The organism is Neobacillus sp. DFD-2R (genome assembly GCF_057747865.1).
This window is the reverse complement of the sequence record NZ_CM173228.1, coordinates 4030366-4053134: the sequence shown is the minus strand read 5'-3', so window position 1 is coordinate 4053134 and position 22769 is coordinate 4030366. Positions and strand designations below refer to the sequence as shown.

The window sequence follows — 22769 nt, the reverse complement described above, 5'->3', positions numbered from 1 at the left end:
CTCCAGTCCTGTCGTGCGCTAAACGGTCGCTTACGCTTTTCTAAGGATGTGCAAATGATGGTTATTAGTATGACAGGCTTTGGAAGAAGTAAGGTGGAATCTGATTCTTTTTCAGTAAATGTTGAAGTAAAAACGGTTAACCATCGTTTTTGTGAAATCAATATTCGCATGCCAAGGCAGCTTTTAAAAATCGAAGATAAAATGAAGAAAAAATTAAATCAGCAAATCCGCCGCGGCAGAGTTGAAGTATATGTAAGTATTGAAGGGGAAGGCGCTGTAACCCGTAAAGTTCATGTTGACTGGAAGTTGATTGAAGAATACTACCAATTCATTAAACAGGCCGGCGAAAAGTACGATCTTGAGGGAAAAGTATCACTCCAAGACCTGCTAAATCGCAGTGAGCTTTTACATATCGAAGAAAGTGAAGTTGGAAATGAAGCACTTGAAAATTTAGTGCTTACTGCAACAGAAGAAGCTGTGAATCTGTTGAAAAAAATGCGAATTGCAGAAGGGGAAGAACTCAAAAAGGATTTGCTCGCCTCTTTATCCCAAATAGAAACCAATGTAACTGAGCTTCAAAATTACGCGCCGCTTGTAGTTCAGTTATATAAAGAACGTTTAACGAAAAGAATGCAAGAGTTTGTGAATGGGATGATTGACGAAACGAGAATTTTAACAGAAGTAGCTGTATTTGCCGATAAGGCAGATATAAATGAAGAAATTACGAGACTAAGAAGTCATATTCAGCAATTCATCCAGACTCTTAATGAAAATGAGCCAATTGGAAGAAAGCTTGATTTCCTTGTACAGGAGATGAACAGGGAGGCAAACACCATTGGCTCAAAAGCTAATGATTCCAACATCGCGAAAAAAGTAGTAGAAATAAAAAGTTTGCTTGAGAAACTTAAAGAACAGGTTCAAAATATTGAATAGTACTGTTTAGAAAAGGTTTGACACGGTCAAAATATATTATTGATGATTGGATGATAACATGTCGATAAAATTGATTAATATTGGCTTTGGAAATATTGTTTCTGCCAATCGGATAATTTCCATTGTTAGCCCTGAATCTGCTCCGATAAAAAGGATTATCCAAGATGCCCGGGATCGGGGATCATTGATTGACGCAACATACGGAAGACGTACACGCGCGGTAATTGTTATGGACAGTGACCATGTCATTTTATCAGCTGTACAGCCAGAAACGGTTGCCCATCGCTTAACGGACCGTGATGATATTATAGATGAAGGGTAGGATTTTTAAAAATGCAAGAAAAAGGATTGCTTATCGTACTTTCTGGACCATCAGGTGTTGGCAAAGGAACGGTTCGAAAAGAGATTTTTTCTCATCCGGATACAGCTTTTGAATATTCAATTTCGATGACAACACGTGCACCTCGCGACGGGGAAGTAAATGGAGTCGATTATTTTTTTAAGACACGCGAAGAGTTTGAAGAATTAATCGGGCAAGGTAAGCTATTAGAGTATGCTGAATTTGTAGGCAACTATTATGGTACACCTGTGGATTATGTTAGAGAAACCTTGGATGCAGGAAAAGATGTCTTTTTGGAAATTGAAGTAAAGGGTGCCCGTCAGGTTCGTGAAAAGTTTCCGGAAGGATTATTTATCTTCCTTATGCCTCCAAGTCTTTCAGAATTAAAAAATCGGATTGTGACGAGAGGTACGGAGACAGAGGATCTCATTCACAATCGAATGCTTTCGGCCCGTGAAGAAATCGAAATGATGGAATTATACGATTATGTTGTTGAAAATGATCAAGTCGAACACGCTTGTGAACGTGTAAAAGCGATTATCACTGCAGAGCATTGCCGTAGAGAACGAGTCGAACATCGCTACAAAAAATTGCTGGAGGTTGATTAATATGTTATATCCGTCTATTGATTCATTGCTTGAAAAAATTGATTCAAAATATTCTCTTGTCTCGGTTGCCGCAAAACGTGCACGTGCCATGCAGCAAGTAAGGGACGAAAGATTGCCAAAATATGTTTCCTATAAGTTTGTTGGTAAAGCGCTAGAGGAAATTTACAGCGGTGAACTTACGTATCGCATCTCAAAAAAAGCAGAAGCAAGTGCTGAATAGTCGAAAACAAAAATTGTAAGGAAAAATGAAAGAAAGGTCTGACAACAAAGGAAAACTCCTTATCTGTCAGCCTTTTTTATTTGTTGGCTATGTTAAAGCTCGTTGTTGATTTTGTTCACTATGTTGATTGGAGCGGAAGGCGCGAGACTCCTCGAAAATGCTATCGCATTTTCTTCGTGCGGTGAGTATTCGTGGAAGCCTATTCAAAGTCCTGCGGGAAAAGCGTGTCAAGGGAGACCCCGCAGGCGCATTATGCGCCGAGGAGGCTTCCTGACCGCCCGCGGAAAGCGAGTGCCTGGAGCGGAAATCAACAGGCAAGTTTAACATAGCCTATTTGTTAATAATTAATAAAAGTTGTTTTTTGTCGAATAATCGATGTGAAAAAGGTGAAAATTTGCTGTTTTTCTAGCATAATGAAAAAAAGAGAGTGTATGTATTAGAATTGGGGGTTTAATGATGGTAAATAATAAAAAAATTTTATTATGTGTTACGGGTGGAATAGCAGTTTATAAAGCAGCAGCTTTGACTAGCAAGCTTGTACAAGCAGGTGCCCGGGTAAAAGTAATAGTAAGTGATTCAGCCGCAAAATTTGTTGCCCCATTAACCTTTCAAGCATTATCCCGCAATGAGGTATATCGTGACACCTTTGATGAAAAAAATCCGCAGGTGATTGCCCATATTGATCTTGCTGATTGGGCTGATCTTATTTTAGTTGCACCTGCGACTGCAAATACAATCGCTAAGCTTGCTAACGGAATCGCAGACAATATGATCACTACCACCTTACTGGCAACTACAGCACCGGTTTGGATTGCTCCGGCAATGAATGTTCATATGTATGACCATCCTGCTGTCAAAAGGAATCTTTCCGTTTTAGCCGGTTTTGGATATGAATTTATTGAACCCAGTGAAGGATATCTTGCCTGTGGATATGTCGGAAAGGGGCGCTTAGAGGAACCGGAAAAAATTGTAGAAGCAGTTTTCAACTTTTTTCAAAATGATAATTTAACGCTTAAAGGGAAAAATGTTGTGATTACCGCCGGTCCAACAAGGGAAAAAATAGATCCGGTCCGATATATTTCTAATCATTCGACAGGCAAAATGGGCTATGCACTTGCTGAAGAAGCAAAAAAATCGGGGGCGAATGTGATATTAATTTCCGGTCCCGTTCAATTACCCTCTCCTCAAGGAATGGAAGTGGTGAAAGTCGAAAGTGCAGAAGAAATGTATAATGCTGTCTTGGCCCGCTTTGGTGACGCGGATGTGGTGATTAAAACGGCGGCTGTAGCAGATTACCGTCCAAAAATTGCTTATGACCATAAAGTGAAGAAACAGCCTGGAGATACATTTATTGAACTTGAACGTACCAATGATATTTTGTTGGAGCTGGGAAAGCTTAAGAAGAAGCAAGTACTTGTGGGCTTTGCCGCTGAAACGGATAATTTGGAAGAATACGCCCGGAAAAAATTGTACGCCAAAAATGCGGATATGATTGTTGCAAACAATGTAAAAGCGGCGGGAGCAGGATTTGGGACAGATACAAACATAGTGACACTTTTTAAACGCCATGGAGAAATAACAGAATTACCTTTAATGTCAAAAAAGAAGGCTGCGGAAAAGATTATCGAAGAAATTGCTTTACTTTTGAAGGATTTTGATAAAAATGAAAATTGCTAGTGTGATTGTTGATGTTCCAACAAAACAAACAGATAAGCCCTTTGATTATCTGATTCCTGACCAATGGATTGATACCATTCAGCCTGGAATGAGAGTGGTAGTCCCCTTTGGTCCGAGAAAAATTCAGGGATTCGTCACCGAAATTAAAATCCATTCCGAATTTAAGAAGTTAAGAGAAATTGCGGAGCCAATGGACCTTGAGCCTGTCCTAAATCATGAATTATTAGAGCTTGGAAACTGGCTGACTGAAAATACGCTTTGCTTTAAAATTTTTGCTTACCAGGTAATGCTCCCGGCTGCGCTAAAAGCGAAATACGAAAAGAGTGTGAAGCTTGCAGCCGGTGTCACAGCTATGGACTTACCGGAGCAACTTTGGACTTTTTTCAAAGATGATAGAAAAGTTAATTGGGAAGAGGCGTTAAAAAGTGGAATTGTGCCGTTGTTACAACGCGAGGCTTCTAAAGGACATCTTGAAGTACTTTATGAAGTAAAAGGAAGATTGAAGAAAAAACAGTTAAAATTCGTAAGCCCCCTTTTATCGTCATTAAAATTAAAAGAGGAAATAGCCCATTTGCCTGCGAGAGCTGAAAAACAAAAGGAAGTCTTAAACTATTTTGCTCAAAATAATCGTCCGGTGGAATTAAGACAATTATTAGCTGACTTAAAGATCTCATCCGCAACCGTACATGCACTCGTTGAAAAAAAACTTCTTACTGAACAGGATATGGAGGTTTATCGTGATCCGTATGAAAATCGAACTTTTGAACGGACCAGCCCATTGCCGCTGACTGATTCGCAGCAAACAGCCATTCAGCCGATTCTTGATACGATTGAACAAAAAAAGCATGAAGTGTTTTTACTTTATGGTGTAACAGGAAGCGGGAAAACTGAAATCTATTTGCAGTCCATCCAGGAAGTAATGGAAAAAGGTCAGGAAGCGATTGTCCTTGTTCCGGAGATTGCCCTGACACCGCAAATGGTGAATCGATTTAAAGGAAGGTTCGGCGACCTCGTTGCCGTTTTGCACAGTGGCTTATCTGCCGGTGAAAAATATGATGAGTGGCGAAAAATTCAACGCAAGGAAGTAAAAGTGGTTGTGGGTGCAAGGTCAGCGATTTTTGCTCCATTTGAAAACCTTGGAATTATAATAATCGATGAAGAGCACGAAACAAGCTATAAGCAGGAAGAAATGCCTCGCTATCATGCGAGGGATGTGGCCATTGAGAGGGCGAAAACCTATAATTGTGCTGTTGTGCTGGGAAGTGCGACCCCATCCTTAGAGTCTTTTGCCAGAGCGCAAAAAAAAGTTTATCATCTCCTTTCTCTTCCTAGTCGAATGAATAATCAGTCGCTCCCGGCAGTAGAAATTATTGATATGCGCGAAGAGCTTCGCAGCGGAAATCGGTCAATGTTTTCAAGAAAGCTTTTTGACATGTTGAAGGAACGAATTGAGCGCAAAGAACAATCCGTATTATTTTTAAATAAAAGGGGTCACTCTTCTTTTGTCATGTGCAGGGACTGCGGGTATGTCATAAATTGTCCTCATTGCGACATTTCCTTAACCTACCATAGTAAGGGAGGGCAAATGAAATGTCATTATTGCGGTTATGAAAGCCTTGTGCCAAAGCATTGTCCGGAGTGTTCAAGTGAATATATCCGCTATTTCGGTACGGGAACTCAAAAGGTTGAAGAGGAGCTTGGCAAGATACTTCCGGAGGCAAGAGTAATTCGGATGGATGTGGATACAACCGGACGAAAAGGTGCACATGAAAGGTTATTAAAGGATTTTCAGGATGGTAAAGCTGATATTCTTTTAGGCACGCAAATGATTGCTAAAGGACTTGATTTTCCGAATATTACGCTTGTTGGTGTCCTTTCTGCGGACACTATGCTGCATTTACCTGATTTTCGCTCATCGGAAAAAACATTTCAGTTATTAACTCAAGTAAGCGGAAGAGCAGGACGACACAAGTTACCGGGAGAGGTCATTATTCAAACGTATACTCCTGAGCATTACAGCGTTGAACTTGCCGGAACTCAGGATTACGATCTCTTTTATTTGAAAGAAATGATGGTCCGTAAAACGCATCATTATCCGCCATTTTACTATTTATCGCTCATTACTGTTAGCCACGAGCAGTTAATGACAGCAGTTGCTGCGACAGAAAAAATCACTGCTTACGTTCGCTCGAGGGTTTCAAATGAAACAGTTGTCCTTGGACCTGCAGCCTCGCCAATCCCGCGGATAAATAATAGATATCGTTACCAATGTTTGATAAAATACAAGCGGGAACCTGACCTGCCAATGACATTAAAAATGATACTTGACCAATATCAGAAGGATACGACCGGCGGACTGCAAGTTTCTATTGATGTAAACCCGGTTATTTTAATGTAATCTGCCAGGGAATCAGAGTGTTTATAGGTTAGACTTACGTTTTTTGGGTGAAAATGAATAATATAAAAAAAGCGGAAGTTCCCATTGAAATATAAATAAATGCTATCATTTTGGATGGAAATTAAATTCCTCTGAATGGAGAACGGCAATAATGGAGGAACAAATTTGGCCATACGTAAAATAGTAAATTATCCTGCTGAAATACTTGAGCAGCCATGCAGAACCGTGATGAAGTTTGATCGGAAGCTTGGTAAATTGCTTAATGATATGTACGAGACAATGATCGAATTTGATGGGGTCGGGCTAGCTGCACCCCAAATTGGAATTGATGAAAGAATCGCGATTGTTGATATCGATGATGAATCCGGGACCATTGAATTGATTAATCCACGGATTTTAGAAACGTCAGGCGAACAAACAGGTCCCGAAGGTTGTTTAAGTTTTCCAGGACTATATGGTGAGGTGACAAGACCATATTTTGTGAAAATTGAAGCCTATAACCGAAAGGGTAAGAAATATACCCTTGAAGCAGAAGATTTCCTTGCCAGGGCAATTCAACATGAGATGGACCATCTGGATGGGATTTTATTTACATCTAAAGTAACTAGATACCTTGAGCAGGATGAGTTAAAAGGAGTAGAAATTGAATGACGAAAATAGTTTTTATGGGTACACCCGATTTTTCGGTGCCAATTCTTCGCCAAATTATCAGTGATGGTTATGATGTCATTGGCGTTGTGACTCAACCGGATCGTCCGGTAGGAAGGAAGAGGGTTTTAACACCGCCTCCGGTAAAAGTTGAAGCATTGAACCATGGAATCCCCATTTATCAGCCGGAAAAAATTCGCCAAAAGGAAGAACTTGAAAAGATCCTTTCACTAAAGCCTGACTTAATTGTCACTGCTGCCTTTGGCCAAATTTTACCGAATGAGCTTTTAGAAGCACCGGCTCATGGCTGTATTAACGTTCATGCATCCCTGCTTCCTGAATTGCGCGGCGGAGCACCGATACATTACGCGATTATGCAAGGGAAAAAGAAAACCGGAATAACGATTATGTACATGGTTGAAAAACTTGATGCCGGAGATATACTGACCAGAGTGGAGGTTCCAATTACCGATTCAGACAATGTTGGTACTCTTCATGATAAATTAAGTAAAGCGGGTTCGGAATTATTATCAGAAACCTTGCCTCTTCTGTTAGCAGGAAAACTTACTCCGGTTAAACAAAATAATGAGGACGCTACTTTTGCCCGGAACATTAAGCGCGAGCAGGAAAAGATAGATTGGACCAAAACAGGTGAAGAAATCTACAACCATATCCGTGGCCTAAATCCATGGCCTGTCGCTTTTACAAGCCTTGACGGGAATGTTCTCAAAATATGGAAAGCTGAAAAGGTTCAGGGATTTTCGGGGAACGAGCCCGGTACCATTTTAAAAATCGAAACGGATGGGATATTGATAAGCACCGGAAATGAAACCGCGATTAAAATTAAAGAACTCCAGCCTTCGGGTAAAACAAAAATGACAAGCGAAGTATTTTTAAGAGGTGCCGGTTCCAAAATTTCAAACGGTAGTAAATTGGGAGATTAAGATGAAGTCAACAATAAAAAATGTGCGTGAAACCGCAATGGACCTTTTGGTAGCCATTGAGAAAAATCAATCATATAGCAATTTGCTTCTTAATAACACGATCGAAAAAAATGGGGTGTCCGCTAAAGACGTCGGCTTACTGACAGAATTGACGTATGGGACATTGCAAAGACGAATGGCTTTGGACTTCTTTTTACATCCTTTCATAAAAGACCACAAAAAATTAGCCAATTGGATTCTTCATTTACTCAGAATGACGCTCTATCAAATGGTTTACCTTGATAAAATTCCGGATAGGGCCGCTATATATGAAGCGGTGGAAATTGCTAAAAAACGAGGGCATAAAGGAATTGCCAGTTTGGTAAATGGAGTGTTAAGGAGCATTCAGAGAGAAGGACTCCCATCTATGAATGAAATCGCAGATCCTATTGAACGGCTGGCCTTAGAAACCAGTCATCCACAATGGCTTGTGACAAGATGGGTTAATCAATTTGGCTATGATAGAACAAAAGAAATGTGTGAAATTAATTTAACAGCCCCAATGCAAACCGCAAGAGTAAATCTCACAAGAATTTCAAGAGATGAATGTATCGCGTTATTGGAAGAGGACGGTTTTCAAATTGAAAAAAGTCCGATCATTCCTGAGGCAATAAGGTGTTTAAAGGGGAATTTAGCTTCGTCAATTCCCTTTAAATATGGGATGCTCACCATTCAAGATGAAAGCTCAATGCTCGCCTCTTATGCCTTAGGTGCTGAGGAAAATGAATTTATCCTTGATGCTTGTGCGGCACCTGGCGGGAAAAGCACGCATATTGCTGAAAAAATGCACAATACAGGTGAAGTGATTTCCATTGATCTTCATGAACACAAAGTAAAATTAATTAATGATAATGCTCGACGTTTAGGCTTAGAAAACATCAATACAATTGCAATGGATTCCAGACTTGCAGGCGAACATTTTAAAGAAGAGACCTTTGACAGAGTGTTATTAGATGCTCCTTGCTCCGGTCTGGGTGTAATGAGAAGAAAGCCTGACATGAAATATACGAAAACAGAACAAGATATAATGCAGTTAAGCAGTATTCAAAAAAATTTGCTGAAATCTGTTTCTTCATTAGTGAAAAAGGGTGGTATTCTTGTCTATAGTACGTGTACAGTAGATAAAGAGGAAAATGAAAATACGGTAGCCGCATTTTTAAAGGAAAATCCTCAATTTGAAGAGGATTCATTGTTTAAAGAACGGATGCCGGCAGCAATCAGGCCGCTAATTTCGGGCCATGATCTGCAAATTTTCCCGCAGGATTTTGGTTCTGATGGATTTTATATTGCAGTTATAAGAAAGAAGGTGTAACAGTTGGAACAATTAAATACAACTGAGAATTATACAACAAAGGATATTAAGAAAACATCCATTTATTCCTTGGAGCTTCATGAATTAAAGGGCTGGCTGTCAGAAAACGGAGAGAAACCATTTCGTGCTGAGCAAATTTATGATTGGCTTTATAAAAAAAGAATAACTTCCTTTGATGATATGAGTAATTTATCAAAAGAATTAAGAGATAAACTTTCCGAACAGTTTCAAATAACTACTTTAAAAACAGTAATTCAACAAACATCCAGTGATGGAACCATTAAATTTCTTTTTGAGCTCCATGATGGGTATTCAATTGAAACAGTCCTTATGCGCCATGAATATGGGAATTCAGTTTGTGTAACGACTCAAGTTGGCTGTCGAATTGGCTGTACGTTCTGTGCTTCAACACTTGGAGGATTAAAAAGACACCTCGAAGCAGGGGAAATTGTTGCTCAGGTTGTAACAGTCCAACAAGCGCTTGATGAAACAGATGAGCGCGTAAGCTCCGTTGTTATTATGGGGATAGGTGAACCGTTTGATAATTACGATAATATGCTTTCCTTTTTAAAAATTATCAATCATGATAAAGGCCTGATGATTGGTGCACGGCATATTACAGTATCGACTAGTGGTATTATTCCAAAAATATATCAATTTGCAGATGAAAATATGCAAATAAATTTTGCCATTTCATTGCATGCACCAAACACTGAGTTACGCTCAAGATTAATGCCGATTAATAAGGCATATAAACTTGATGACTTAATGAAATCTGTAAGGTATTATATCGATAAGACAGGTCGCCGTGTTAGTTTTGAATATGGGCTTTTTGGCGGTGTAAATGATACAGTTGAGCATGCAGAAGAGTTAGCTGCTCTTTTAAAAGGGATAAAATGCCATGTTAATCTTATTCCTGTTAACTATGTCCCTGAAAGGGACTATGTCCGAACACCAAGAGAAAAGATTTTTGCTTTTGAAAAAACGTTAAAAAATCGTGGAATTAATGTTACTATTCGCCGGGAGCACGGTCATGATATTGATGCAGCATGTGGGCAACTTCGTGCAAAGGAGCGGAAAGAGGAGACGAGGTGACAATTAGTGAAGGCTGTATTTAAAACGGACCAAGGCAGAATCCGCTCAAATAACGAGGATAATGGTGGAGCTTTTCTAAATCGTGACGGTCATCTTCTTGCCATTGTAGCCGATGGAATGGGCGGTCACCTTGCAGGTGATGTTGCAAGTGAAATGACGATAACCCTTTTACAGGAAAGATGGGAGCAGTCTCAAGGGATTGAGACTGCCGACCAAGCAGAAGCTTGGTTAAAAAAACATATTCTCGAAGTAAATAAGTTGTTACTTAATCATTCGATGAGCAACACTGAATGTGAAGGTATGGGAACAACGATTGAAGCTGTCATTGCTACGAATTTTTTTACTACAATTGCACATGTAGGGGATAGCCGTTGTTACATATTAAATGATTCCGGATTTAAGCAATTGACAGAAGATCATACACTTGTAAATGAATTAGTCCGAACCGGCCAAATCACCAAAGAAGATGCTGAGCATCATCCTCGGAAAAATGTAATACTGCGCGCTTTAGGAACTGAAGAGGATGTAAAAATTGATTTAAAAACGATTATGTTTGAAGAAGGGGATTTTCTTCTTTTATGTTCCGATGGACTTTCAAATAAAGTACATGAAAAAGATATGATCCAAATTCTTCAGAGTAACGATTCGCTTGAACATAGAGCTGCTGCCCTTATTAATTTGGCGAATGAAAATGGCGGCGAAGATAATATCACCCTTATCATATTAGAGTTTAACGACGAAATTGAAAGAGGGTGACGATAAATGATAATTGGGAAAAGAATAAGCGGCCGCTATAAAGTCCTTGAAATGATCGGCGGAGGCGGCATGGCGAATGTCTATTTAGCACATGATATGATATTGGACAGAGATGTTGCCGTGAAAATGCTCCGCCTTGATTTTGTTAATGATGAGGAATTTATTCGAAGATTTCACAGGGAAGCTCAATCGGCAACGAGCCTTGTTCACCCGAATATCGTTAATATTTATGATGTTGGAGAAGAAAATGATCTTTACTACATTGTAATGGAATATGTGGAAGGACAAACTTTAAAACAATACATACAACAAAATTCCCCCTTAAGGGTTGATACAGCTATAAAGATTATGAGACAGCTGACATCAGCGATTTCTCACGCTCATCAAAACCATATTATTCATCGTGATATTAAACCGCATAATATTTTGGTAGATCTGGATGGTAACGTGAAAATAACTGATTTTGGAATTGCGATGGCTCTAAGTGCAACAAGTATTACTCAAACTAACTCTGTGCTTGGTTCAGTGCATTACCTATCTCCCGAACAAGCTCGGGGCGGGATGGCAAATCGAAAGTCGGACATCTATTCATTAGGGATTGTAATGTTCGAGTTGTTAACTGGAAGGCTTCCTTTCTCAGGAGAATCAGCTGTTTCTATTGCATTGAAGCATCTTCAATCAGAAACTCCATCTGTAAGAAGATGGAATCAAAACATTCCTCAAAGTGTTGAAAATATTGTTTTAAAGGCAACGGCGAAAGACCCATTTCATCGTTATAACAGTGTGGATGAAATGGAGGAGGATTTACGAACAGCTCTTGATTCCGAAAGACTACATGAACCAAAATTTATTATTCCAATAGATGATGAAGCAACAAAGGCGATACCGGTAATAACGAATGATCGACCATTGCAAAATCTTGATGAAACATTAGTACATAGTAGTGATAAAAATATAGCTAATAGTAAAGATGTTTCCAAAAAGGGCAATGAAAAGAAAAAACGAAAAAAATGGCCGCTTATCTTAATTTCTACTTTTATCGTTCTGGCAATTCTAGGAATTTTATCTTTTACTATTTTACCTGGATTATTAGCTGCTAAAGATGTAAAGATTCCCGATGTTAGTGGGAAAGATTTAAATACTGCCCTCGTTAAACTTCACTCAAAAGGACTGCAGGTTGGAAAAAAAATCGAGATGACCAATGAAGAAATAACAAAAGGAAATGTGATAAAAACGGATCCTGATGCTGGCAGCATAGTAAAAGAAAACTCAAAAGTAACAATATATATTAGCTCAGGTAAAGAAAAATATGATTTATCTGATTATGTTGGACGCCAATATGATGATGTCGTCCTTTTATTAGATAATAACAACTTTAAAGATATAAAGAAAAATGAGGTTTATAATGACAGTGAGCCCGGCACCATTATTAGCCAAAATCCTTCAGGTGGTCAAAAAGTGGTACCTGAGGACACAGTACTGGAATTTGAAGTAAGTAAGGGTCCGGATAAAATCCAATTGAAGGACTTAACACAATACAGTTTAAAAAGTGTTCAGGATTATGCATCTTCTGTTGGGCTTAGTCTTGATGCATCACAACAACAATATGATGATAATATTCCAGTCGGAAATGTGATTTCCCAATCCCCTGCAGCTGGAACTGAGATGAAAAAGGGTGAAAAGTTTTCTGTAATTATTTCAAGAGGAAAAGAAGAAAAGCCTCCTAAAACAATTATTAAAGACATTACAATTCCTTATGAACCAACTGAACCGGGTAAAGAGCAAACGGTTCAAATCTATATTGATGATATGAATCATAATATGACGGAACCTGCTGAAACCTTTACGATAACAGAAAACAAAAAACTATCAATTGAATTAACCATTTCATACGGTAAAACAGCGGAGTATAAGGTGGTTCGCGATACCAAAGTCTTTACGGATGAATCCATTAATTATTCGGATACACCTTAAATAAAAGTTACTATTTTTCATTTGTTTCGTTCAAGCTCTTAAATACGTCAAGCCGGAAATAAAAGGGCAAGGAGTGTGGCTATGCCTGAAGGGAAAATTGTAAAAGCATTAAGCGGTTTTTATTATGTACTGCATAATGGGGAATTAATCCAGTGTCGAGGTAGAGGGGTTTTCAGGAAAAACAAGATAACTCCCCTTGTTGGTGATGAAGTTGTTTTTCAGGCTGAAAATGATCTGGAAGGGTATATTCTGGAAGTGAAAAAAAGAAAAAATGAATTGGTACGTCCACCTATTGCCAATGTGGATCAGGCCATTCTTGTTTTTTCAGCAGTTGAACCTGATTTTAGTACTGTGCTATTGGATCGTTTTCTAGTGTTAGTCGAATTTAATCATATTAAACCACTTATTTGTATTACAAAGATGGACCTTACAAACGATTTACAAAAGCAAACCATCTCGGAATATGCAGAACAGTATCGTGGGGCAGGCTATGATGTGCTCTTAACCTCTTCCGAAACTGAAGTAGGAATTGAACGGTTAAACCCGCATGTAGAAAATAAAATATCTGTCTTTGCCGGTCAATCTGGTGTTGGAAAGTCTTCACTGCTCAATGTTTTACGACCGGACCTTGAGTTGAAAACGAATGATATTTCTTCACATTTAGGTAGAGGGAAGCATACAACACGACATGTTGAACTAATTAAAATAGGCAATGGTCTTGTAGCAGATACACCTGGCTTTAGTTCACTTGAATTCACCGATATCGAAACAGAAGATTTAACTTTCTGTTTTCCGGAACTGGCAAAGAAGAGCGAGAGTTGTAAATTTCGCGGCTGCCTGCATGTAAGTGAACCAAAATGTGGTGTGAAAGAAGCAGTTGAATTAGGGGAAATTCCTCTTTACCGATATGAACATTATCTGGATTTCCTACAGGAAATAAAAGATAGAAAGCCGAGGTATTAATTATGGTAAAAATAGCACCCTCAATCCTTTCAGCTGATTTTGCAAAATTGGGTGAGGAGATTTTAGATGTTGAAAAAGGGGGAGCAGACTATATTCATGTCGATGTCATGGATGGTCATTTTGTTCCAAACATTACAATTGGGCCGTTAATTGTGGAAGCTATTCGTCCAATTACCAAGCTTCCGCTGGATGTACACCTAATGATTGAAAACCCTGATCAATATATTGAGGCTTTTGCCAAAGCAGGTGCAGATTACATTACAGTACATGTTGAAGCATGCCGCCACCTGCATCGTACCATTCAACATATTAAATCGGTTGGAGTAAAGGCGGGGGTCGTTTTAAATCCCGCAACACCTGTTGAATCCATTCAACATATTATTGGCGACATTGATATGGTGTTGCTAATGTCTGTAAATCCCGGCTTTGGAGGACAAAAGTTTATTCCTGAGGTCCTTCCAAAAATAAGAAAAGTAAAAGAAATGGCAGAGAAAAAAGGGATAGAACTCGAAATAGAAATTGATGGCGGCGTAAATCCTGAAACAGCAAAACAGTGTATAGAAGCAGGAGCAAATGTACTCGTTGCCGGCTCTGCTATTTATAATGAAAAGGACAGAGCAAGGGCAATATCGTTAATAAGAGGTTAAAAGTGGAAAAAGCCGGCTAAACAGCTGGCTTTTTGCTTACAATGAGAGGAGTTGCCCGATGATTATCAATATTGTCGCAGGAGGCCCTGAAAACCTCCTTCCTGATTTAGATAAATTTACCAGTGAAAACGTTATTTGGGTAGGAGTGGACCGAGGGGTTTTCCATTTATTGCAAAGAAATATAAAACCAAAAATTGCTTTTGGTGACTTTGATTCTGTAACGCCCGAAGAATTAACGTTCATCGAAAGCCAGGTAAAAGAACTAAAGCGTTTCAAACCGGAAAAGGATGAAACAGATACTGAGCTTGCCCTAAACTGGGCGTTGGGACAGAAGCCTGAAATCATTCGGTTATTTGGAGGGACAGGTGGAAGGCTGGATCATCTATTTGCTAATGTGCAATTATTGATTGACCCTCTAATAAAAGGAAATCCGACAAACATTTACCTTATTGATCAGCAAAATAACTTGACTGTAAAAGGACCGGGTAAATATACCATAGCAAAAAAGCGAGCCGAAAAATACATTTCCTTTGTTCCTGTTACGATTAATGTTACAAACCTCACACTTGAAGGTTTTAAATTTCCATTAAAAGAACGTCATATTTCACTTGGTTCCACACTATGTATTAGTAATGAACTTATTGATGATTATGGTACTTTTTCATTTTCAGAAGGCATATTAATAGTGATAAGAAGTCATGATAAAACGATTAATTAGCAGGTACTGATTTCGTTCGTTTGAATAGTATGGTAAGGGCGTACGAGAAAATTGGATATGTGTGAGATGCTGAGGAGGGACAGTATGAAATTTTATACGATTAAACTGCCGAAATTTTTAGGCGGACTTGTCCGGGCGATGATTGGAGCATTTAAGAAAAACGAATAGACATACGGGCTAATAAATTCGTTATATGTTATACAACCATCAAAACCATTAAAGCACCCATTTAAGGGGTGCTTTTTATTTTAAGTAGGATTGGATAATATAAAAACATGGGAATTTAGGGTAAAGGATTATTGTACTATTTTGTTCAATAAATAAGAAAGGGCATCCTTTCGGATACCCTATCATTATTATACGCGTTCTACTTTACCGGATCTTAACGCTCTTGCAGAAACCCAAACACGCTTAGGCTTTCCATCAACAAGAATACGTACTTTTTGTAGGTTAGCACCCCATGTACGCTTGTTAGCGTTCATAGCGTGAGAACGTGCGTTACCAGTAGTTGTTTTCTTTCCAGTTACAACACATTTACGTGGCATAATGATTTCCCTCCTTAACTACCAAAAGCTATATGCAGCATTTACATGATTTCAGATGCTTCCATCTGGATATAGAAAAATGGTCTTGCCATATTTTCTAGTCTAAAGATACCTTAATAATTTATCATACAACTTATCTGAATGCAATAGTTGTGAAAAAACCTTTCAAGAAAAATACCTTGACATCATATATTAGAGCATGCACTTCTAAGTGATACGGGAAGTATATCTTTTAATATTGTATTGAGTATAGTAAAATGACCTTAGTCAAGGAGCAATTTCCAAAGGGGGAACGATTCATGTCCATTGAATTAAAAACTAAGTTCGGACAGATTGATATTTCAAATGAAGTAATCGCTACCATCGCTGGAGGAGCAGCAATCGATTGTTATGGAATCGTCGGCATGGCTACTAAAAGTCAAATTAAAGACGGTCTGACTGAAATATTAAGAAGAGAAAATTTTACTCGCGGTGTCATTGTCCGTCAAGAAAATGAAGAAGTACATATTGATATGTATATAATTGTTAGTTATGGAACGAAGGTATCCGAGGTTGCCCACAACGTGCAATCAAAGGTTAAATACACGCTCGATAAGACTGTTGGACTTGCCGTTGACTCGGTTAATATTTACGTTCAGGGGGTTCGTGTGACGAACCCGTAAGTTCACGTATCGAACCCTAGTGAGGAGGAAAGTTTTGTGTCAATAACAGCATTAGATGGAAAACGTTTTGCGGAGATGGTGATACAAGGTGCCAATCATTTAGCTGCAAATGCGAAAATGGTCGATGCGTTAAACGTTTTTCCTGTGCCCGATGGTGATACCGGAACAAATATGAATTTATCCATGACCTCAGGGGCAAAGGAAGTAAAAAATAATGTTCATGAACATATCGGTAAGGTTGGTGTGGCACTTTCTAAGGGCTTGCTTATGGGTGCCCGCGGAAATTCAGGTGTAATCCTATCACAGTTATTTCGTGGATTTTCAAAAGCAGTTGAAAATAAATCCGTTATTTCGGGGATGGATTTTGCTTTGGCACTGGAGACAGGAGTAGAAACGGCCTATAAGGCTGTTATGAAGCCGGTGGAAGGAACAATTCTCACTGTTGCCAAGGACTCGGCGAAGAAGGGTGTCCAGGTTTCCCAAAAAACAGATAATATTATCGATATCATGGAGGAAGTACTTAAGGAAGCCAGGGCATCTCTAAAGCGGACACCTGATTTACTCCCTGTTTTAAAGGAAGTAGGTGTTGTCGATAGTGGAGGCCAGGGTCTTGTTTTAGTGTATGAAGGATTCCTTGCCGAATTAAAAGGTGAAAAACTTCCGGATACACCATACGCACTTCCATCGATGGAAGAGATGGTTAGTGCTGAACATCATAAAAGTGTACAAAGCCATATGAACACTGAAGAAATCGTTTTCGGATACTGCACAGAATTTATGGTGAAGTTTGAAAAGGAAAAGACGGTAAAGAACCCTTTTAAAGAAGAAGTTTTCCGAAATGATCTTAGCCAATTAGGGGACTCTTTACTTGTTATTGCCGATGATGAGCTAGTTAAAGTTCATATTCACTCTGAACAACCCGGTGACGTATTAAGCTATGGACAACGATACGGCAGCCTTATTAATATGAAAATTGAAAACATGCGTCAGCAGCACTCTAATATTGTCGGAGAAACTCAGACCCCACTTGTTTCCGGGAAATCGCAGCGGCCAAAAGCAAAACAGGAATATGGGATTGTAACGGTATCAATGGGTTCGGGGATTGCTGATTTATTTAAAAGTATCGGTGCTAATGTTGTAATCGAAGGCGGGCAGACGATGAATCCGAGTACGGAGGATATTCTAAAGGCTGTCAAGGAAGTTAATGCTAAAAAGGTATTTATATTACCAAATAACAAAAATATTATTATGGCGGCACGACAAGCAGCAGACGTAGCAGAAGAAGAGATTTATGTTATTCCTTCTAAAACAGTACCTCAGGGTATGAGCGCACTTTTAGCTTTTAACCCTTCAGGAGAGGTAAGTGCAAATGAGAAAGCGATGAATGAAGCATTGCTCCATGTTAAAACAGGGCAAATTACCTTTTCCGTACGTGATACTCATATTGACGGTTTACAAATTGAAAAAGATGATTTTATGGGTATCTCAGATGGGAAAATTATGGTTAAAAACAAAGAAAAGGTAAAGGCAGCTCAAGAATTACTTGCTACTATGATAAATGAAGATTCAGAAATACTCACGATATTATATGGTGAGGATGTTTCCGAAGAAGAAGTAACCCCTCTGGTTGAATATGTAGAGGAAAATTTTGGTGGTATTGACGTTGAAATCCATAATGGCCAACAACCATTATATTCTTTTATCTTTGCAATTGAATAAGGAACATATAAAATAGAGGGGGGAATCCCCTTCTTTTTTTTGCTTAAATGAGGTTTCCCTTTGAATAATGTTTATTTTATTTAATTGGAAAGCATCAAAAGAAGATTTTACCGCTTTCCATTTATAAGGGAGAGAATACGTGTGAAATATAGAAGTGTGTTTGATATCATTGGTCCGGTTATGATTGGTCCATCAAGTTCACATACAGCAGGTGCAGCAAGAATTGGCAGAGTGGCAAGGAGTTTATTCGGCCGGGAACCTAAATGGGCTAATATTTCATTATATGGGTCATTTGCAAAAACATATAAAGGTCATGGTACAGATGTAGCCCTTGTTGGCGGAATATTAGACTTTGAAACGGATGATGTCCGAATTATTAATGCCATTGATATCGCTAAGGAACGGGGAATTAAACTGCGTTTTATCGAAGAAGATGCAATCACTGACCATCCCAATACTGCTAGAGTGATTATTGGCGATGATAAAGGTGAGCTTGAATTAGTCGGTATTTCCATTGGCGGCGGAAAAATTGAAGTAACTGAACTTAATGGTTTTGAACTGAAGCTTTCCGGGAATCATCCTGCAATCTTAGTTGTCCACAATGATCGTTTTGGTACAATTGCGAGCGTTTCCAATATCCTCGCAAAATACGAAATCAATATTGGTCATATGGAAGTCTCACGAAAAGAAAAAGGAAAGCTAGCGTTAATGACCATCGAAGTTGATCAGAATATCGACAGTAAAATCTTAAACGAACTAGAACAGCTTCCAAACATCTTGAAAGTAACAAAGATTGTAGATTAATCGAAAAGCTCCAGCGCCTAGGCGCCGGAGCTTGACAGTTTTCTACCTTTAATGTTGAAACTATCTATAGCCAATAACAACAAGGAGTGGAGTCATTTGTTTCGTAATGTAGCTGAATTAGTAGAACTTGCTATCAGTCAAAATAAAAAAATATCAGAAATTATGATTGAACAAGAAGTATCGGTAACAGGGCGTTCAAGAGAAGAAATCATTACTTTTATGGACCGAAATTTGACCGTTATGGAAGAAGCTGTCGAACGGGGGATAAAAGGTGTAAGGTCCCATTCCGGATTAACGGGTGGGGATGCCGTTCTTTTGCAGAAGTATATTGAAAAAGGAAATTTCTTAACAGGAGAAACCGTCCTAGATGCCGTGAGTAAAGCTGTGGCAACAAATGAAGTAAACGCAGCAATGGGAACAATATGCGCAACTCCTACAGCAGGGTCGGCAGGTGTAGTTCCCGGCACATTGTTTGCTGTGAAAAAAAAGCTCAATCCAACAAGGGAACAAATGGTTTCTTTTCTTTTTACAGCGGGAGCATTTGGTTTTGTAGTTGCTAACAATGCTTCAATCTCAGGTGCTGCCGGAGGCTGTCAAGCAGAAGTAGGCTCAGCCTCGGGAATGGCTGCGGCAGCTATCGTTGAGATGGCAGGCGGAACAGCTGAACAATGTGCCGAAGCCATGGCTATTACCTTAAAAAATATGCTAGGCTTAGTATGTGATCCGGTTGCAGGGCTAGTTGAAGTACCTTGTGTTAAAAGAAACGCGATGGGTGCGGCAAACGCTATGGTCGCAGCAGACATGGCCTTAGCAGGAATTACCAGCCGCATTCCTTGTGATGAAGTAATCGATGCCATGTTCAAAATTGGTCAATCAATGCCTATAGCACTTAAAGAAACCGCGCAGGGAGGGTTGGCGGCTACACCGACAGGTCGTGAACTCGAAGCAAAGATCTTCGGTATTCCGCTAAAGAAAAGTGAATCCAAATCTTAACCAATCCATTCTTAATATAAAAGGTATTGGCGAGGAAACTGCAGAATCCTTTGCCGATATGAATATTTATACGATTAAAGATTTATTGGAGTATTTTCCGTATCGTTATGAAGATTATCGTATTCGTGATTTAACGGACGTTTTGCATGAGGAGAAAGTTACAGTAGAAGGGAAGGTTCATAGTGAACCTTCTCTTGTCTATCATGGAAGGAAGAAATCAAGGTTAACAATTCGTCTGTTTGTTGACAGGTATCTCATCAAGGTTGTGTTTTTCAATCAACCTTATTTAAAAAATAAAATTATCATGAATGAAACGATAACCGTCACAGGGAAATGGGATGCACACCGACAAACGATTACCGCTAATGAAATGCAAGTAGGTACGAATGCAAAGGTTAAGGAATTTGAACCTGTATATGCTTTAAGGGGAAAACTCACAACGAAAGGTATGAGGAAATTTATTAATCTTGCATTTAAGCAATTTGGCAACTTGATTTCAGAAAATCTACCCGAATCATTAACGAATAAGTACCGATTGCTAAATCGGCGGGAGGCTCTTTTGGCGATGCATTTTCCGCATAACTCCGAGGATGTGAAGCAAGCAAGGCGCCGCTTTGTTTACGAGGAATTTCTGTTATTTCAATTAAAAATGCAAGCATTACGGAAATTTGAACGGGAGCATTCACCGGGCCTTAATCAAAATTATGATCCGGCTAAATTGAAGAAATTTATTGATTGTCTGCCATTTTCGTTAACAAATGCCCAAAAACGGGTCGTTAATGAAATTTTAACTGAACTTAAATCGCCATTTCGAATGAACCGACTCCTGCAGGGTGATGTTGGATCGGGAAAAACAGTTGTTGCAGCGATCGGATTATACGCAAGTGTTTCCGCCGGTTTCCAAGGTGCATTAATGGTCCCAACGGAAATTTTAGCGGAACAACATGCCGAATCACTTACAAGTCTACTGAATCCTTTTGCTATCCGGTGCGAATTATTAACGAGTTCTGTGAAAGGGAAACGAAGAAGGGAAATCCTTCAAGATTTAGCTGAAGGAGAAATTGATATTTTAATAGGAACGCATGCACTGATTCAGGATGAGGTAACGTTTAAGAGCTTAGGGTTTGTTATTACGGATGAACAGCACCGCTTTGGTGTTGAGCAGCGGCGAGTGTTGCGTGAAAAAGGTGAAAATCCTGATGTGCTTTTTATGACAGCAACTCCGATTCCCAGAACTCTCGCCATCACTGTTTTTGGCGAAATGGATGTTTCAATTATTGATGAAATGCCGGCAGGAAGAAAAACCATTGAGACCTATTGGGCGAAGCCTGAGATGCTTGAGCGTGTCCTCGCATTTGTAGAAAAAGAATTAGTAAAAGGACATCAGTCTTATGTAATTTGTCCGTTAATTGAGGAATCAGATAAGCTGGATGTACAAAATGCGATTGATGTGCATACTACACTTACCCATTATTTTCAAAACCGTTATAAAGTTGGACTCATGCATGGGCGTTTAAGCTCAGAAGAAAAGGACATTGTTATGAAGGCTTTCAGTTCAAATGAAGTACAGGTCCTTGTTTCAACAACCGTTGTAGAGGTAGGGGTGAATGTCCCAAATGCGACGATGATGGTTATCTATGATGCAGAAAGATTTGGTCTTTCACAGCTTCATCAGCTGCGTGGCCGTGTTGGAAGGGGCAGCGACCAATCTTACTGCATCTTACTTGCCGCACCAAAGTCGGAAACGGGGCAGGAAAGAATGAAAATTATGACCGAAACAAACGATGGTTTTGTGTTAAGTGAAAAGGATTTAGAGCTGCGAGGACCGGGGGATTTCTTTGGAAAAAAACAAAGCGGAATTCCTGAATTCAAGGTAGCGGATATGGTTCATGATTACCGGGCGCTTGAAACGGCTCGATCTGATGCAGCTATTCTAATCCAATCCCAAAGTTTTTGGACTTCACCTGATTATGAATACTTAAGAAATACACTGGAGGAATCAGGAGTTTTAGAAGGGGAAAAGCTGGATTAGCATTTTTTTGCGAAAATTTCCCTTTTTTGATGAAAAACCGAATTGATTAATGCTATTTAGAAAAAGCAGAGGCAGGTTTTGAAAGTAAATCTTGCAATCTGCTTTTTCAAATTTTATACTACTATTAGTACCTAGTCATAAGATCTCGGACGGTGTGAGTTAATGATGAGAAGAAGGAAAAAAGACCGACAGCAATTGTTAACGGCAACAATTAAAGAAAATCCCTTTATAACCGATGAAGAACTTGCGGAAAAATTTCAAGTGAGTGTGCAGACCATTCGCCTTGATCGACTGGAATTATCGATCCCGGAATTGCGTGAACGGATAAAACATGTGGCTGAGAAGAGATTTGACGATGAAGTTCGTTCTTTACCTTTAGAAGAAGTGATCGGTGAAATTATCGATATTGATTTAGACCAAAGTGCTATATCGATATTCGATGTAAAAGAAGAGCATGTCTTTAAGCGGAACCAAATTGCCCGGGGACATCATGTTTTTGCACAGGCTAATTCGCTCGCAGTCGCCGTCATTAATGATGAATTAGCGTTAACCGCAAAAGCAAATATCCAATTTAAACGTTCAGTAAACCAAAATGAGCGGGTTATTGCAAAAGCCAAGGTGTTGAAAATAGATGAGGATAGTGGTAGAACCTTTGTTGAAGTAAACAGCTATGTGAATAATGAGCTCGTTTTTTTAGGAGAATTTGAAATGTACCGTTCGAAAAACAATTAAAGGATGAGGA

The 22769-nt window shown here is 39.2% G+C and carries 23 protein-coding genes; 22 read left to right on the top strand and 1 reads right to left on the bottom strand.

All coding sequences use genetic code 11. The features are described 5' to 3' along the window. Nucleotides 1-57 precede the first annotated feature (57 nt). The 16 genes from AC3ANV_RS20190 (at nt 58) to spoVM (ending at nt 15440) form a co-directional block, all read left to right on the top strand. Entirely contained in the window at nt 58-933 is an 876-nt protein-coding gene (locus AC3ANV_RS20190) for a YicC/YloC family endoribonuclease (protein ID WP_488314285.1), read from the top strand. Between the two features lie 58 nt (nt 934-991). After that, complete coding sequence (gene remA, locus AC3ANV_RS20185) at nt 992-1255, top strand: extracellular matrix/biofilm regulator RemA (RefSeq protein ID WP_307406436.1); 264 nt, start codon at nt 992-994, stop codon at nt 1253-1255. A gap of 11 nt (nt 1256-1266) precedes the next feature. Then, nucleotides 1267-1881: a guanylate kinase gene (gmk, locus tag AC3ANV_RS20180; protein WP_488310453.1), complete on the top strand. Its 615-nt coding sequence runs from the start codon at nt 1267-1269 to the stop codon at nt 1879-1881. Nucleotide 1882: 1 nt separating this feature from the next. After that, the gene (gene rpoZ / locus AC3ANV_RS20175) at nt 1883-2101 is read left to right on the top strand and encodes a DNA-directed RNA polymerase subunit omega (protein ID WP_488310452.1); all 219 of its coding nucleotides are present in this window, start codon (nt 1883-1885) and stop codon (nt 2099-2101) included. Nucleotides 2102-2557: 456 nt separating this feature from the next. After that, on the top strand, nt 2558-3778 hold the full coding sequence (gene coaBC, locus AC3ANV_RS20170) for a bifunctional phosphopantothenoylcysteine decarboxylase/phosphopantothenate--cysteine ligase CoaBC (RefSeq protein WP_488314284.1): 1221 nt from the start codon (nt 2558-2560) through the stop codon (nt 3776-3778). Then, nucleotides 3765-6176, top strand: a complete 2412-nt coding sequence (priA, locus tag AC3ANV_RS20165; RefSeq protein WP_488310451.1) for a primosomal protein N' — start codon at nt 3765-3767, stop codon at nt 6174-6176. Before coaBC ends, priA begins: the two co-directional genes overlap by 14 nt. A 165-nt stretch (nt 6177-6341) precedes the next feature. Then, nucleotides 6342-6827 (top strand): peptide deformylase, encoded by a 486-nt coding sequence (gene def / locus AC3ANV_RS20160; RefSeq protein WP_488310450.1) that lies wholly within the window; start codon nt 6342-6344, stop codon nt 6825-6827. Then, nucleotides 6824-7768 carry a methionyl-tRNA formyltransferase gene (gene fmt / locus AC3ANV_RS20155; protein ID WP_488310449.1) on the top strand — a complete coding sequence of 315 codons (945 nt, stop codon included), beginning with the start codon at nt 6824-6826 and terminating at the stop codon, nt 7766-7768. The genes def and fmt overlap by 4 nt, the downstream gene beginning before the upstream one ends. 1 nt (nt 7769) lies before the next feature. Then, the gene (gene rsmB, locus AC3ANV_RS20150; protein ID WP_488310448.1) at nt 7770-9119 is read left to right on the top strand and encodes a 16S rRNA (cytosine(967)-C(5))-methyltransferase RsmB; all 1350 of its coding nucleotides are present in this window, start codon (nt 7770-7772) and stop codon (nt 9117-9119) included. A 3-nt stretch (nt 9120-9122) separates the two neighbouring features. Continuing rightward, entirely contained in the window at nt 9123-10214 is a 1092-nt protein-coding gene (rlmN, locus tag AC3ANV_RS20145) for a dual-specificity RNA methyltransferase RlmN (RefSeq protein WP_488310447.1), read from the top strand. Nucleotides 10215-10220: 6 nt separating this feature from the next. Beyond that, on the top strand, nt 10221-10970 hold the full coding sequence (locus AC3ANV_RS20140; RefSeq protein ID WP_488310446.1) for a Stp1/IreP family PP2C-type Ser/Thr phosphatase: 750 nt from the start codon (nt 10221-10223) through the stop codon (nt 10968-10970). A 6-nt stretch (nt 10971-10976) separates the two neighbouring features. Next, the gene (pknB, locus tag AC3ANV_RS20135) at nt 10977-12944 is read left to right on the top strand and encodes a Stk1 family PASTA domain-containing Ser/Thr kinase (RefSeq protein WP_488310445.1); all 1968 of its coding nucleotides are present in this window, start codon (nt 10977-10979) and stop codon (nt 12942-12944) included. Nucleotides 12945-13025: 81 nt separating this feature from the next. After that, on the top strand, nt 13026-13907 hold the full coding sequence (gene rsgA / locus AC3ANV_RS20130) for a ribosome small subunit-dependent GTPase A (RefSeq protein ID WP_488310444.1): 882 nt from the start codon (nt 13026-13028) through the stop codon (nt 13905-13907). A 2-nt stretch (nt 13908-13909) separates the two neighbouring features. After that, nucleotides 13910-14554 carry a ribulose-phosphate 3-epimerase gene (gene rpe, locus AC3ANV_RS20125; RefSeq protein WP_488310443.1) on the top strand — a complete coding sequence of 215 codons (645 nt, stop codon included), beginning with the start codon at nt 13910-13912 and terminating at the stop codon, nt 14552-14554. A 58-nt stretch (nt 14555-14612) separates the two neighbouring features. After that, on the top strand, nt 14613-15272 hold the full coding sequence (locus tag AC3ANV_RS20120) for a thiamine diphosphokinase (protein ID WP_488310442.1): 660 nt from the start codon (nt 14613-14615) through the stop codon (nt 15270-15272). Nucleotides 15273-15356: 84 nt separating this feature from the next. Then, on the top strand, nt 15357-15440 hold the full coding sequence (gene spoVM, locus AC3ANV_RS20115) for a stage V sporulation protein SpoVM (RefSeq protein WP_035445740.1): 84 nt from the start codon (nt 15357-15359) through the stop codon (nt 15438-15440). 188 nt (nt 15441-15628) lie between these two features. Here spoVM and rpmB read toward each other — a convergent pair whose 3' ends face one another. Beyond that, complete coding sequence (rpmB, locus tag AC3ANV_RS20110) at nt 15629-15817, bottom strand: 50S ribosomal protein L28 (RefSeq protein ID WP_007087786.1); 189 nt, start codon at nt 15815-15817, stop codon at nt 15629-15631. 299 nt (nt 15818-16116) lie between these two features. Here rpmB and AC3ANV_RS20105 point away from each other — a divergent pair, with 299 nt between their 5' ends. The 6 genes from AC3ANV_RS20105 (at nt 16117) to fapR (ending at nt 22759) form a co-directional block, all read left to right on the top strand. After that, nucleotides 16117-16479 (top strand): Asp23/Gls24 family envelope stress response protein, encoded by a 363-nt coding sequence (locus AC3ANV_RS20105; RefSeq protein WP_488310441.1) that lies wholly within the window; start codon nt 16117-16119, stop codon nt 16477-16479. 36 nt (nt 16480-16515) lie between these two features. Continuing rightward, on the top strand, nt 16516-18198 hold the full coding sequence (locus AC3ANV_RS20100; RefSeq protein ID WP_488310440.1) for a DAK2 domain-containing protein: 1683 nt from the start codon (nt 16516-16518) through the stop codon (nt 18196-18198). Between the two features lie 141 nt (nt 18199-18339). Beyond that, the gene (gene sdaAB, locus AC3ANV_RS20095) at nt 18340-19002 is read left to right on the top strand and encodes an L-serine ammonia-lyase, iron-sulfur-dependent subunit beta (protein WP_488310439.1); all 663 of its coding nucleotides are present in this window, start codon (nt 18340-18342) and stop codon (nt 19000-19002) included. Between the two features lie 96 nt (nt 19003-19098). After that, complete coding sequence (gene sdaAA, locus AC3ANV_RS20090) at nt 19099-19995, top strand: L-serine ammonia-lyase, iron-sulfur-dependent, subunit alpha (protein ID WP_488310438.1); 897 nt, start codon at nt 19099-19101, stop codon at nt 19993-19995. Further along, entirely contained in the window at nt 19979-22027 is a 2049-nt protein-coding gene (recG, locus tag AC3ANV_RS20085) for an ATP-dependent DNA helicase RecG (protein ID WP_488310437.1), read from the top strand. Before sdaAA ends, recG begins: the two co-directional genes overlap by 17 nt. A 165-nt stretch (nt 22028-22192) precedes the next feature. Further along, on the top strand, nt 22193-22759 hold the full coding sequence (gene fapR / locus AC3ANV_RS20080) for a transcription factor FapR (protein WP_488314283.1): 567 nt from the start codon (nt 22193-22195) through the stop codon (nt 22757-22759). Nucleotides 22760-22769: the final 10 nt, after the last annotated feature.

Coding starts and splice junctions, on each gene's coding strand:
- AC3ANV_RS20190 (WP_488314285.1), top strand. CDS start 58: ATGGTTATTAGTATGACAGGCTTTGGAAGAAGTAAGGTGGAATCTGAT.
- remA (WP_307406436.1), top strand. CDS start 992: ATGTCGATAAAATTGATTAATATTGGCTTTGGAAATATTGTTTCTGCC.
- gmk (WP_488310453.1), top strand. CDS start 1,267: ATGCAAGAAAAAGGATTGCTTATCGTACTTTCTGGACCATCAGGTGTT.
- rpoZ (WP_488310452.1), top strand. CDS start 1,883: ATGTTATATCCGTCTATTGATTCATTGCTTGAAAAAATTGATTCAAAA.
- coaBC (WP_488314284.1), top strand. CDS start 2,558: ATGGTAAATAATAAAAAAATTTTATTATGTGTTACGGGTGGAATAGCA.
- priA (WP_488310451.1), top strand. CDS start 3,765: ATGAAAATTGCTAGTGTGATTGTTGATGTTCCAACAAAACAAACAGAT.
- fmt (WP_488310449.1), top strand. CDS start 6,824: ATGACGAAAATAGTTTTTATGGGTACACCCGATTTTTCGGTGCCAATT.
- rsmB (WP_488310448.1), top strand. CDS start 7,770: ATGAAGTCAACAATAAAAAATGTGCGTGAAACCGCAATGGACCTTTTG.
- pknB (WP_488310445.1), top strand. CDS start 10,977: ATGATAATTGGGAAAAGAATAAGCGGCCGCTATAAAGTCCTTGAAATG.
- rsgA (WP_488310444.1), top strand. CDS start 13,026: ATGCCTGAAGGGAAAATTGTAAAAGCATTAAGCGGTTTTTATTATGTA.
- rpe (WP_488310443.1), top strand. CDS start 13,910: ATGGTAAAAATAGCACCCTCAATCCTTTCAGCTGATTTTGCAAAATTG.
- AC3ANV_RS20120 (WP_488310442.1), top strand. CDS start 14,613: ATGATTATCAATATTGTCGCAGGAGGCCCTGAAAACCTCCTTCCTGAT.
- spoVM (WP_035445740.1), top strand. CDS start 15,357: ATGAAATTTTATACGATTAAACTGCCGAAATTTTTAGGCGGACTTGTC.
- rpmB (WP_007087786.1), bottom strand. CDS start 15,817: ATGCCACGTAAATGTGTTGTAACTGGAAAGAAAACAACTACTGGTAAC.
- AC3ANV_RS20105 (WP_488310441.1), top strand. CDS start 16,117: ATGTCCATTGAATTAAAAACTAAGTTCGGACAGATTGATATTTCAAAT.
- fapR (WP_488314283.1), top strand. CDS start 22,193: ATGAGAAGAAGGAAAAAAGACCGACAGCAATTGTTAACGGCAACAATT.